The sequence below is a fragment of the Pseudoalteromonas tunicata genome (assembly GCF_002310815.1).
Taxonomy (GTDB): Bacteria; Pseudomonadota; Gammaproteobacteria; order Enterobacterales; family Alteromonadaceae; genus Pseudoalteromonas; species Pseudoalteromonas tunicata.
Map to the genome: position 1 here is coordinate 2007933 of NZ_CP011032.1, position 13389 is coordinate 2021321.

Consider the following 13389-nt stretch of genomic DNA (forward strand, 5'->3'; position numbering starts at 1 on the left):
CCTTTTTTATTCATTATTTTAAAGCGAGTTAATTAACGCACTTTTGCATCAATATCTGCAAGGTCGGTTAAATGACATAATTCGCCAGCATGGGTTAATAAACCGTGCTCACCAAAATAATCACGTTGTGCTTGAACAAGGTGACCATTACTTGGAGTACTGAGTGTTGCATAGTACGTTTGACTTGCCGCTAAAACAGGAAACGCAAGCCCAGTTGTAATCGCAATACCTGTAACGTTACGAAGCGCAGTCACTTCAGACTCAAGCGCATCAATAAACTCATTGCCTTGGGCTACTTGATGCAAATAATCGGCACGAATGATACAACCAGCACGCCATGTTTGCAGCGTTTTAGCTAAATCAACTTTCCACTGATGTGTACGCGATGCACCCTTGATCAGGGCTAAACCTTGGCGATAACATAATAAACTTGCAAAATGGAATGCTTGTTTCAATTCATCTAAATCAAGTTGTGCAACTAAGGTTGGACGTGTTTGATACGTCATTTCTTTTGCAGCATGAGTTGAATACGTATTTGTTAAATGGCGCGCTTCTACTGCTGCCACTAAAGATGGCACAGCAATACCTAACTCAAGGGCATTTTGTGCAGTCCAAAGACCGGTGCCTTTTGCGCCAACTTTATTATCAATTAAGTCAACAAGTGGTTCATTATTATGACCTTCCAGTTTTAAAATATGACTTGAAATCGATAATAAGTAACTATTAAGTTCTGTTTCAGACCAAGCGTCAAAAATAGTCGCTATTTCTTGAGGTGACTTACCGCAGCCTAAACGTAATAATTGATACACTTCGGCAATTAATTGCATTAACGAGTATTCAATTCCGTTATGCACCATCTTAACAAAATGTCCGCTGGCAGATTGACCAACTCGAGCAAAACAAGATTCACCTTTGTAATTGGCGGCTACTTTTTCAAGTGCAAGTTCAACACGCTCCCAGCCGCCTTCAGAACCACTGGCCATCATAGCCGGGCCATGACGCGCGCCTTCAGCGCCACCTGAAATACCCATAGTGGCAAATTCGAATTTATTCTGATATTTCAGTTTACGGGCAATACCGTCTTTATAATTACTATTACCGCAATCAACGATTAAATCATTGGCGTCTACACCCGCTTCAATCAACTCCTGACACACACGGTCAACCAGTTCACCTGCAGGTACTAACAGCAAAATTGAGCGAGGGGTTTCAAGACGTTTAATCATATCAGTTAGGTCAGATACAATATGTAAACGTTCAGCTAGGCCATCAGATTTAGCAATGCTTAATAGATCTTCACCCGCATCTGGGTTTTTATCATAAGCAACTAACGATATCCCTTTTTCGATTAAATTTAGCGCTAGGTTTTTCCCCATTACGCCTAAACCAATTAAAGCGACCTGCATGTAAACTCCTCATCGACACAGTTGTAACAATCAAAGCATCATTGATTGCATTAAAATTAAATACGCAAGCTCTAACGGCGCGCATTATAGGTCATTCTAGTGTGCTTTCAATGCACTCGTTAAAAATAAACTAAATTTAGCCGTCCATAGATTAAAAAAACATAGTTACAGAGCAAACACAATAATGCTATTGAAGCGAGTTAGAAACAAAGAACCTTGCGACAGACTAATTTTGCATTACAATTTTGTAACCTGAATAATCTTCGATTGACCACTGCTGACACCGGTGTCATAATTGTTTTATAAATTTAGTCTAATCTTTCTTAATCATTAAGATGAAACAAAATTTCCCTCATTCGATATTTTGCAACAAGATAACTGGAGAATTTCATGGCTAGACGTACTAAAATCGTCGCTACACTTGGACCGGCTACAGATAGAGATAATAATTTAGAAAAAATCATAGAAGCTGGCGTCAATGTTGTTCGTTTAAACTTTTCTCATGGTGTTGCACAAGACCATAAAGACCGCGCGGCAAAAGTACGTGAAATCGCGGCAAAATTAGGCAAGCACATTGCAATTTTAGCCGATTTACAAGGCCCTAAAATCCGTGTTTCAACCTTCCAAGATGGCAAAGTAACCTTAGTAGAAGGTGCTAAATTTATCCTTGATGCCCAAATGGCTAAAGGCGAAGGTAACATTAATGCGGTTGGTATTGATTATAAAGAATTACCACAAGACGTATCATCTGGTGACTTATTATTACTTAATGATGGTTTAATTCAACTTACAGTTGATAGCGTTCAAGGCCAACAAGTGCATTGTATCGTCACAATTGGTGGTGTGTTATCAAATAATAAAGGGATTAACCGTTTAGGCGGTGGATTAACAGCCCCTGCTTTCACAGAAAAAGATGAACAAGATTTAATTACCGCCTCTGAAATTGGTGTTGACTATATCGCAGTGTCTTTCCCTCGTAGTGGTGATGATATGCGTCATGTTCGTGCTCTAGCAGAAAAAGCCGGCAGTAATGCGCAACTACTAGCTAAAATTGAACGTGCTGAAGCTGTGTGCTCTGTTGCCGCTATCGATGATATCGTTCTAGCATCTGATGCTGTGATGGTAGCTCGTGGTGATTTAGGCGTTGAAATTGGTGATGCTGAATTAGTCGGTAAACAAAAACTGATAATTAGTCGTGCTCGTTCATTAAATCGTGTTGTGATCACTGCAACTCAAATGATGGAATCAATGATTGATAACCCAATGCCAACACGCGCTGAAGTAATGGATGTTGCTAATGCGGTGATTGATGGTACAGATGCCGTGATGCTTTCTGCTGAAACTGCTGCAGGTGACTACCCGGTAGAAACCGTCAAAGCAATGGCGCGTGTTTGTGTTGGTGCAGAATCTCAACCTGAAACAAACGTTTCAAAACATCGTTTAGACAGCATGTTTGCAGATACATCTGAAACATTAGCGCTTTCGGCTATGTATGCTGCCAATCACTTAAGCAGTGTAAAAGCGATTGTTGCTTTAACAGAATCAGGTAATACTGCAAAATTAATGTCACGTATTAGTTCTGGTTTACCCATTTATTCATTGTCGCGCCATGCATCAACACTTGGCCAAACAGCACTTTATCGTGGCGTTTACCCTGTTTACTTTGATTCAACCGCATGCAGTAAAGATGCGATGGTCACTGAAGCAGTGAAAGCGCTTGTTGCCAAAGGCGTACTTGTTGCAGGCGACCAAGTTATTTTAACTCATGGCGATTCAATGGAAACTGTTGGTGCAACTAATACAATGAAGATTGTAACAGTCCAATAATTGTAATCGATTTAAGCTATTTATTAAGCGGCCTTTGAGCCGCTTTTTTATTGCCTTGCGCCTTTGCGATATTACTTTTACTATCAAGCTATTATTGTAATCAAAGGGATCGTATGACTACTGTAAATTTGTTTCGGCTCGGTGTATTAACCTCTGGCGGAGATGCACCAGGGATGAATGCAGCAATTCGCGCTATCACTTTAAAAGGGCTCAGCGCTGGTTTTGAAATTGTAGGCATCAACGCTGGCTACAATGGTATTTTTAACCTTGATACACAAATACTGAGTGCTCAGTCCGTTGATAATATCATTCAGCGTGGTGGTACTCTTTTAAAAACAGCCCGTTGTTCACAATTACGCGAAGAAGATGGCCCGCGCTTAGCAGCAGAAAAACTTACTCAATTAAAACTTGATGCACTCATTATCATTGGCGGCGATGGCAGCTTTCGTGGCGCAGTCAAACTAGCTGAGTTTTGGCCAAAGCCTATTATTGGGATTCCTGGCACCATAGATAACGATATCAATGGCACAGATCAAACGATAGGCTTTTGGACTGCAATTGATACAGCCCTTGATTCAATTGATAAAATTCGCGATACCGCCGATGCGTTTGAGCGCATTTTTGTAGTGGAAGTCATGGGACGCGATTGTGGTTTTATTGCAATGGAATCTGGCATTGCCTGCGGTGCAGAGCAAATAATTTGCCATGAGTTAATTGAAGACGAAGAAACGTATTTAGCACAACTTTATAACGCAATTTTGCACGCGGTAACATGGCGTCAAACTCAAAGCTACGTTATTGTAATTGCAGAGCATTCGTTATCAATCTGCAGTGCAGAGCTGGCTAAACGCATTGCCGATTTTACCGGTGTGGACACCAAAAGTGCTATTTTAGGCTACATTCAACGCGGTGGCGCACCAGTTGCCATGGATCGCGTGCTTGCAACCCAGCTTGGGATCAGCGCAGTGAAAGCGGTATGCGAAGGTAAAACGGGATTAATGATTGGCATGAAAAACAATGAAATGGTCGAAATTCCATTTGCGCAAACAGGTCTTAAAAATACACATAATCAAGACCTGATCAAGCGATTAAAACATTTTAATTTTGATTTAACTGATTAACTCGCTAAAGCCGATTTTACTTTATCACGGTAACTTCGGCTCACTTTTAGCTCTTGTCCATTGGCTAATACTAATTGGTATTCACCACTAACTTGTGTTACCAATTTATTAATTTGTTTAGTATTAACAATTGCACTGCGATGAACTCGAACGAACAAATTAGGGTCTAGCTCTTGCTCAAGCTCTTTCATCGTTTTTCGTAAAATATGCGTTTTACCGTCAGAGCAATGCAAACACATGTAATCACCCGCAGCATCAACCCACTGAATAGAAGCCGCCTGAACACGAATAATTTCGCCCTGCTCTTTAACTGCAATTGATTCAGGATAACGTTTATCTTCTAACTTAACACCTGATGCCAATTTCTTTAAAATATCTTCACAGTCATTGCCTGTGATCCCTGCGACAAAACTTGCTAATTTTCGTTTATGAACCTGATCTTGTTGTGTTTTGATATGAGAGTGCACTTTTTCTACCGCCTGTTTTAATCGATTTTCATCAACGGGTTTAAGTATGTAATCCAAGGCATGCACTTCGAAAGCTTTCACCGCATACTGATCAAACGCTGTTACAAACACAATTGCAGGGAGGATCATGTCAAACGTTAATAGTTGTTGCACCACTTCGAAGCCATTTATTCCTGGCATTTGAATATCTAAAAAAATGAGATCTACTTTTTGACTACGACATACATCTAATGCTTCTGCACCATTTTTACACAGTGCCACTATCTCAAGTTCTGGATAGTCACTTAAACGTACCGCTAAACCTTTACGGGCTAAAGGCTCGTCATCAACAATAATTGTTTTGATATTAAACATCTTTTTTTGCCCTTTCATAAGGTACACGGATATTTATTTTTAAACCTGTGGGTTCGTTTTTCGATAATACAAACGAATAGTTATTATCATATAAAGTTTTTAATCTGTCTTTGGTATTAGCTAAACCAACACCAGAAAGTTTAATTAAATCACCCTCATGTAAATCTGCACCTGGTCCGTTATCTGTTACTTCTAATAACAGTTCATTAGCAAAAACCTGTGCTTTAATGGTTATTGTGCCGCCTTGCTCTAAAGTTGCAATCGCATATTTAATTGAGTTTTCAATTAAGGGCTGCAAAATAAGGCTAGGTACAAGTGCTTTATTTGCATCGGGGCTGATATCAACAAGTACAGTTAATCTATCTTCAAAGCGCACTTTTTCGATTTCTAGATACAGCATTAATGCATGGATCTCTTGCTCAAGAGGCACTTTTTTAATCGGATCGGTATTTAAGGTATAACGTAAAAAATCACTTAAACGGCTCACCATGGTATTGGCATTTTTATTTTCTTCCACCAAGACTAGGGTTGAAATAGCGTTTAATGTATTAAATAGAAAATGTGGATTGAGCTGATAACGCAGCATTTTAAGTTGTGCTTCATGTGCCATAGTATTTGCTTTTAATGCCTTTTGCTTTTCACTTTGCAATAATTGGTAGTATTTAACGCCAAAATACAAACCGCTCCAGCACAATACGATGTAAACAGCATCTAAGCCTTGTTGAAAGTAATAAAACCATTCAGATGGGCGATAACCATGACGATAAATTTCCCATAAATTAAATTTTTGCACCACTGACCATAAGGTTCCAACCAAATAAGAGGCACCAAACACCACACCAACTAAAATCAGCGGTTTTGCATTCCAAATTTTACGGTACAGATAACGCAATGGAATAGTCATTAAACAACCGGCATAGGCGTTTAAAATAATAACGAAAATGTAGATATCACGCATTTCAAAAACTTTTGAACCAATATAATTGACAAGCGCATAGCCTATCCAACCAGCTATTTGCAGGATCCAAAAGAACTTATGTCTGTTTTCTACTAATTGTTGCCAGTTCAAAATAGGTTAGATATCTGTTTGTAATTTTTAAACATTATAAAATGCTCGCTCAAGAGTGCACTGTTAACTATCCTGCTTTTGTTACGCCTTAACGCAAATGAAAAAGGCGCCGTAGCGCCTTTTGTCTTTATTGATTAACCAAGCTTATCGGATGCAACTTTATAAGTTGGATCTTCTATTACGTTAAATTCAACTAAACCCGATGCCTTTTCAAGTAGTTGAATACAATCGTTACTTAAGTGCTTCAAATGGAGTTTCTTTCCTGCTTTGGTATAACGCTCAGCAAGTGTATCAATCGCATCAATCGCGCTATGATCGGCCACTCTGCTATGTTTAAACTCAATAATAATATCTTTAGGATCATTTTGAATATCAAACAAATCTAAAAAGTTTTTTACCGAGCCAAAAAATAAAGGACCGTGTAACTCATATACTTTAGACCCTTGTGCATCAATATATGCTGAAACATAAATATGTTTAGCATGCTCCCAAGCAAACACTAATGCAGAAACAATAACACCCACACATACTGCAATTGCTAGGTCGGTTAGTACCGTAACACCAGAAACTAATACAATCACAAAGGCATCACTTTTTGGTACTTTATTCATGATCCTTAAACTTGACCATTCAAACGTGCCCAAGACCACCATAAACATCACACCAACAAGCGCAGCGAGCGGTATCATTTCAATTAAACTTGATGTGAATAAAATAAACACCAATAGCATTAATGCAGCGGTGATCCCCGAAAGTCGGCTTCGACCACCTGAATTGATGTTAATCATCGATTGACCAATCATGGCACAGCCACCCATGGCACCAAAGACACCACATGTCATATTCGCTGCACCTTGACCAATACATTCTTTATTACCATTGCCGCGCGTTTGGGTAATTTCATCAATTAAGGTTAAGGTTAATAATGACTCGATTAAACCAATTGCCGCTAAAATAAGTGCATATGGGAAAATAATTTGTAACGTTTCTAAATTAAACGGCACACTTGGGATATGAAAACTCGGTAAACCAGCGGCAAGTGTTGCAGAGGCATCACCGGTCATACTACGTAAAAAATCAACAACATTGCGGGTATCTAAGTCAAAGCCGACCACAATGCCTGTTACAACCACTATTGCTGCAAGCGATGATGGAATAGCGGTAGTAAGTTTAGGTAAAAAATGAATAATTGCCATGGTCAGAGCCACGAGACCAAGCATGATATAAAGCGCACTGCCCTGCATCCATTGCATTACACCTGTGTCATCTGGCACTTTAAATTGGCCTAATTGCGCTAAGAAAATCACTATCGCTAAGCCATTTACAAATCCAAGCATAACCGGATACGGCACCATACGAATAAATTTACCCAGTTTAAATACACCGGCTAATATTTGCAGCAAACCCATTAACAAAACGGTGGCAAATAAATACTCAACACCGTGATCTAATACTAAGCTCACCATTACAACAGCAAGTGCACCTGTTGCACCTGAGATCATCCCAGGACGACCGCCAAAAATAGCGGTGATCAAACCAACGATAAACGCGGCGTACAACCCTACCAAAGGGTCTACATGTGCAACAAAGGCAAATGCGACAGCTTCTGGCACCAGGGCCAGCGCTACGGTCAATCCCGACAGCACATCATTTTTGGCCGATTTAGGCGCACGACTCAACAAATTAAACATTCTTTATCCCGTTTATGTTGATACAAAGAAAAATGGTTGCGAATTTTAGCAAAAAAACCACCTTGCGACAAATTCATCATTATTTGATTTAAATAAAAAAACACTGACTATTACAAGAATAATCAGTGTTTTAATTTTTAATAATTAAAGCGGTAATGCGGTACTACGTTTAACACATGTCATCGTTACGTTTGAATGTACTTCTTGTACGTATTCTAAGCACAGTAGTTTGTCGCGAACAAACAACTCATAGCCTTCAATACCTTTAGAAATAATGCGCAACATAAAGTCCATAGTACCCGCCATAGAGTAGCACTCGGTTACTTCATCATAACTCATGATCAATTTCTCAAACTGAGCGAGCTGATCACGCCCATGGCTTGATAAACGGACATGTGCGTAAACCAGCATGTCAAAACCTAACAACTTAGCATCTAAGATAGCTACTTTATTAGTGATATAGCCTTCTTGCTCAAGACGTGCAATACGACGCCAACAAGGTGACTGCGAAAGGCCAACTTTATCGGCTATTTCTGCCGTAGATAAACTGGCATCTTTTTGTAAAAGAGCCAATATTTGACGATCAACTTGATTCAATGACATTATTAATTCTTAATTTAATCAATAGTGAGCAAAATTATACATTCAATTTTTAACTAAGTCTGTGCTTGATAAAAAATATTTAACCAAAACGACCGCTTAAAAACGGATTATGACGTTTCTCATCACCAATTGTCGTGATCGGTCCATGGCCAGGATAGACAACATAACCATCAGGTAAATCAAAAAGCTGCTGCTTGATTGAACTAACCAATTGCGCCTGATTTCCTTTTGGAAAATCAGTACGACCGATTGACCCCTTGAATAAAACATCACCCGCAATGACGAATTTATCTTGATGGCTTATTAATACAACATGTCCAGGGGTATGTCCTGGGCAATGGCGAACTTCAAGTTCTTGCTCGCCAAAGTGAACTCTCTGTTGATGTACAAGCCAACTAGTTGGTAAAAATGGCTCGGCTGCATTAAATCCAAACATTTGCGCTTGTTGAGGTAAAGCATCAAGCCAAAATTGATCATCATGATGCGGCCCGATAATATCAACCTGAAAATATTCGGCTAATTCTTTGGCTGCTCCTACATGATCTAAATGCCCATGAGTTAAAATAATTTTAACCACTTTACAACCCTGTTTTGTGGTTAAAGCAATTAATTGTTGAGGATCTCCCCCTGGGTCAATCATTACTGCTTGAGCGCTTTGCTCACAGATTAATAAACTACAATTTTGGGCAAAAGCCGTTACCGGCTCAATAATCACATGCATAAGTTAACGCTCGATCAAAATAGGATATTGCAAATAAGCTTGGTCGTAATAAGGGGTTTGTTTATAAAGCCATGCAGCTCTGGCATCAGCACTGTTGGCAAATGCAGGATCGGCGAGTTTTGCATCAAACTCAGCTTTAACTTTACTATTTTGCGCTAACATCACTTTTGCATAAGGCTCTAATGCATAATTTTCAACATACTCAGTACGTTGAAAAATCGTATTAAAAAATCCCCATTGAAATAACGAATCTTGCGCTTGGGGATGCAGTAAATGTACTGCCAATTTTCCAAGCGGTTGGGACGTTGGCACTTTATACCATGAAATCGATTTATCTGGTGATGCTGCACGCACGTCAAAAGAGGCTGATACTCGCATGCGCCCTTCAAAGGGTAATGCTGCAAACTTAAATTCATTCACAGCCCATTGCTCTAGATTTGACAGCTCAGCTTCAGATGCTGTTTGATATTCAATTCCTTGCAGAGAGAGACTCTGGAGTACTTCGGGATACTGAGCGGGGACATAAAATGCTTTAGGTACATCAACAACCACTTTTTTATCTTTTTGCCAGTAAATTGGTAATTTGTTGAACTGCTGTTTTTTGCCTGTATAACGAACTTCTTTATGTCCTGTTAGTTCACTGTCAAAATGCTCATAACTTATCCCTGCAAAATCAATATGATCAGGCTCTTTGCTATATCCACGCTCAACTACTAACTGGGATGGTAAATTTTGCTGCTCAAACTTTACAGCGGCTATGAGTTTATCTTTTTGCTCTGCAAGCGTATTAATAACCGCCTCTAAAAACACATAAGTACCTAACACTCTTTGTTTGTAAGGTTTTAAAGAATGATTCTCTACTAATATAGTCGGTAAATTTCGTAAATCTCCCCAAGCATTTGAATACCTGGGCGTTGCAACCCACCCTGCTAACCCCTGTTTTAAGTCTCGAGGATCCATTAAAAACACAAAATCGCCTGGTAAATGTCCCATTGCATGAAGCTGGCTATCAATTTTAGGTCGAAAATCATTTGCTAATACCGTTGAAATTTTCGGTGATTCACTGGCAAAAGTAGGCATAAAACCATACGTCACATCGTATTGATAATCAGCGCCATCAGTCACATGAATATCGAGATAAAGTTGCGGATTATATTGATTCACAACTTTAACAAGTGCACGGATCTCCGGCGTATCAAGCTTAGTATAATCGCGATTTAAATTTAAATTTTTAGCATTGGTTCTAAAGCCCATCTCAACGGGACCACGCTGATTAATACGATTAAATTCAGAACTGCGTTCATGGCCATCCACATTCAAAATTGGGATAAATAAGATATTTACTTTATCGAGCAAGGCTTTTTTGTCACCCACAGCGATGTCTCGCAGCAACATAAAACCCGCATCTTTTCCATCAATTTCACCGCTATGGATCCCTGCTTGAATCAACAAAGTCGGTTTTTTGTCATTCAATTGATGTTTATCTTTGCTCGCAGTGACTTTAAGCATTTTAATTGCGCGCTTTTGATCGCTATAACCAATTATCTCAAGGGCAAAAATATCAGGGTTAACAGATACTAATTTATCAACATATTCCATCGTCATTTGGTAGTTAGGTGAAGCTAAGCCGCCACTTAGTTCAAATTCAGTGATTAAAGGCCCTTGTTGCTGCATTAACAGCTCACTTTTACCATGCCACACTTCTTGGATAGGAAGATGAAAGTCACTTGCAAGTGCCGCAGCCATTAAGATGGGAGTTAACATGATTAATTCTCTATTTTGTTATTGTATTTTGTGCTTTTAATCGACGAAGTGATTGATTAAATAACTGCATTGAATGGGCGCATGCGGCGTATTTTTGGCTGCACACTAAGTAAACCGGTTGCGACGTGAGATAATTAACCTCTTGAAATACAAATTGTGCCATCTCATCTGAGAACCAATCTTTTATCAAACTTTGCGCAACCGAGGGTTCAACTAATAACACATCACTTTGGCCATTTAATAGCTGTTTTATCCCTTGATAATCAGATTGGGATTCAACTAGCTTTAGCTCGGTTTTATAGTGGTCAAAAACCGAGCCATAGCTGTAACCATGGGTTAAACCGACTTTGTATTTGCGCAGTTGATCTATACGGTCAAATTGAATTTTTTTATCTTTTAAAAATAAAAGTTGTGTCGTTAAGTAGCTAAGAGGTTCTGAATAAATCCAGTCATTCTCAGTTTGTTCTGATTTATACCACATAAAGGTAAAACCATTTCCAGCTGAAATTTTTAGTTGGGTCTCTGGCCAACTCATAAATTCAAATACAGGCTTAATTTTGTGCTCTGAAAATACTTGTTGCACTATTTTACCAAGTGAGCCTTTGTCGTTGCGCCTTGCATCAAGATAAGGGGGATAATTATCAATGCTGATCACCACCGTTTTTTCTTCTGCAACGGCATGCTGAGCATTAAACCCTATTAAAAATAAAATATATAATAGGCTAAGACTTTTTTTTATCATGATCACTCAATTTACTAGACTAACAACTGATTCTATTAAGCCTAACAAAATTTATGATAAGCTCAAACCTAACAGAGATAGAATTATAATTAATTTGTTGAAATACTGATGAAAAAATCAATTTTAATTACAGGTTGTTCTAGTGGAATTGGCTTTTATTGTGCCAAAGAGTTACATCAACTAGGCTATTTAGTCATAGCCAGTTGTCGAAAAGAAGAAGATGTTACACGGTTACAAGCATTGGGATTGCATTGCGTGAAACTTGATTTAGCTGACAGCAAAAGTATCTCTCAGGGGCTTAGTCATGCACTTGAAATTTCAGGTGGAAAGCTCGATTATCTTTTTAATAATGGTGCTTATGGTCAGCCTGGAGCTGTAGAAGATTTGCCTACTGATGCCTTGCGCCTACAATTTGAAGCAAACTTATTTGGCTGGCATGACTTAACCACTCAAGTCATTAAAATTATGCGTAAACAAACAAGTGGCCGCATTATTCAAAACTCTTCAGTGCTAGGGTTAGTTACCCTGCCGTATCGAGGTGCTTATAACGCAAGTAAATTTGCATTAGAAGGATTAACCGATACTTTAAGACTTGAGCTTTGCAATACCAATATTAAAATTTGTTTAATAGAGCCTGGACCAATTGCATCTAAATTTAGAGAAAATGCACTAACGGCATTTTTGACACATATCGATATTGAAAATAGTGCCCACAAAGACAATTACTTAGCCCAGCAGCAACGCCTTAATAGCAGGAACAAACCACAACCTTTTACTTTAGGTCCCGACGCTGTATTAAAAGTATTGCGTCATGCAATGGAAAGTAAGAATCCTAAAGCACGGTACTATGTTACTTTTCCAACCTATTTATTTGGTTTTTTAAAGCGTATTTTGTCAACTCGGTTATTAGATAAAGTGCTGAACAGAGCAAAATAACCTAAATTCTAAACCTACCTTAGGCTAAATTGAAAAACAAAAAAGGGAACCTAAGTTCCCTTTTAACGTTTGCTTTTAATCAAAAAGCTTACGCTGCAATGCCTTCTTTTGCTTTAGCAACTAATGCTGCGAAAGCTACTTGGTCATATACTGCGATATCTGCAAGGATCTTACGATCGATTTCTACAGAAGTCTTTTTCAAACCGTTAATGAAACGGCTGTAAGATAGACCATTTTGACGCGAAGCAGCATTGATACGAGCGATCCATAATTGACGGAAAGTACGTTTCTTTGCGCGACGGTCACGATAAGCATATTGACCTGCTTTTGTAACCGCTTGGAATGCTACGCGGTAAACACGTGAACGTGCTCCGTAGTAACCTTTAGCTTGCTTTAAAACTTTTTTGTGACGTGCACGTGCGACAACACCGCGTTTAACTCTTGCCATGATTAAAAACCTCTATTATGCGAATGGTAACATACGTGAAACAAGACCAATATCGTTCTTATGAACCATAGTCTTAGAACGCAAGGCTAACTTACGCTTAGAAGATTTCTTAGTCAGGATATGACGAAGATGCGATTGTTTACGCTTAAAACCGCCTGAAGCAGTTTTCTTGAAACGCTTTGCAGCGCCACGGTGGCTTTTTAATTTATAGGCCATTGCAATAACTCCATTGAATATTGC

The 13389-nt window shown here is 38.9% G+C and carries 13 protein-coding genes; 3 read left to right on the top strand and 10 right to left on the bottom strand.

Annotated elements, in window-relative coordinates:
• Positions 1–32: 32 nt before the first annotated feature.
• Positions 33–1406: an NADP-dependent phosphogluconate dehydrogenase gene (gene gndA / locus PTUN_RS09125; protein WP_009839959.1), complete on the bottom strand. Its 1374-nt coding sequence runs from the start codon at positions 1404–1406 to the stop codon at positions 33–35.
• A 390-nt stretch (positions 1407–1796) separates the two neighbouring features.
• Between gndA and pyk the strand changes: the two genes are divergently transcribed.
• Positions 1797–3233: a pyruvate kinase gene (gene pyk, locus PTUN_RS09130; RefSeq protein ID WP_009839960.1), complete on the top strand. Its 1437-nt coding sequence runs from the start codon at positions 1797–1799 to the stop codon at positions 3231–3233.
• Between the two features lie 113 nt (positions 3234–3346).
• Positions 3347–4354, top strand: coding sequence for an ATP-dependent 6-phosphofructokinase (locus PTUN_RS09135; RefSeq protein ID WP_009839961.1), 1008 nt, complete (start codon positions 3347–3349; stop codon positions 4352–4354).
• Here PTUN_RS09135 and PTUN_RS09140 read toward each other — a convergent pair.
• From PTUN_RS09140 to PTUN_RS09170, 7 genes are all read right to left on the bottom strand, one after another.
• Complete coding sequence (locus PTUN_RS09140) at positions 4351–5175, bottom strand: LytR/AlgR family response regulator transcription factor (protein WP_040644144.1); 825 nt, start codon at positions 5173–5175, stop codon at positions 4351–4353. The genes PTUN_RS09135 and PTUN_RS09140 overlap by 4 nt on opposite strands.
• A complete protein-coding gene (locus PTUN_RS09145; RefSeq protein ID WP_009839963.1) occupies positions 5168–6244 on the bottom strand; it encodes a sensor histidine kinase in 1077 nt (358 codons plus the stop codon). Before PTUN_RS09145 ends, PTUN_RS09140 begins: the two co-directional genes overlap by 8 nt.
• 134 nt (positions 6245–6378) lie before the next feature.
• Positions 6379–7935 carry a SulP family inorganic anion transporter gene (locus tag PTUN_RS09150; protein WP_009839964.1) on the bottom strand — a complete coding sequence of 519 codons (1557 nt, stop codon included), beginning with the start codon at positions 7933–7935 and terminating at the stop codon, positions 6379–6381.
• Between the two features lie 144 nt (positions 7936–8079).
• Positions 8080–8538: an Lrp/AsnC family transcriptional regulator gene (locus PTUN_RS09155; RefSeq protein ID WP_009839965.1), complete on the bottom strand. Its 459-nt coding sequence runs from the start codon at positions 8536–8538 to the stop codon at positions 8080–8082.
• A gap of 79 nt (positions 8539–8617) precedes the next feature.
• Positions 8618–9259 carry an MBL fold metallo-hydrolase gene (locus PTUN_RS09160; protein WP_009839966.1) on the bottom strand — a complete coding sequence of 214 codons (642 nt, stop codon included), beginning with the start codon at positions 9257–9259 and terminating at the stop codon, positions 8618–8620.
• A gap of 3 nt (positions 9260–9262) precedes the next feature.
• Complete coding sequence (locus PTUN_RS09165) at positions 9263–11023, bottom strand: M14 family metallopeptidase (protein ID WP_009839967.1); 1761 nt, start codon at positions 11021–11023, stop codon at positions 9263–9265.
• A gap of 10 nt (positions 11024–11033) precedes the next feature.
• Positions 11034–11765, bottom strand: a complete 732-nt coding sequence (locus PTUN_RS09170) for a substrate-binding periplasmic protein (RefSeq protein ID WP_009839968.1) — start codon at positions 11763–11765, stop codon at positions 11034–11036.
• A gap of 108 nt (positions 11766–11873) precedes the next feature.
• Here PTUN_RS09170 and PTUN_RS09175 point away from each other — a divergent pair, with 108 nt between their 5' ends.
• Complete coding sequence (locus PTUN_RS09175; protein ID WP_009839970.1) at positions 11874–12701, top strand: SDR family oxidoreductase; 828 nt, start codon at positions 11874–11876, stop codon at positions 12699–12701.
• Positions 12702–12789: 88 nt separating this feature from the next.
• Here the strand turns inward: PTUN_RS09175 and rplT are convergent, their stop codons facing one another.
• Positions 12790–13149, bottom strand: coding sequence for a 50S ribosomal protein L20 (gene rplT / locus PTUN_RS09180; RefSeq protein ID WP_009839971.1), 360 nt, complete (start codon positions 13147–13149; stop codon positions 12790–12792).
• Positions 13150–13164: 15 nt separating this feature from the next.
• Positions 13165–13365 (bottom strand): 50S ribosomal protein L35, encoded by a 201-nt coding sequence (rpmI, locus tag PTUN_RS09185; RefSeq protein ID WP_009839972.1) that lies wholly within the window; start codon positions 13363–13365, stop codon positions 13165–13167.
• Positions 13366–13389: the final 24 nt, after the last annotated feature.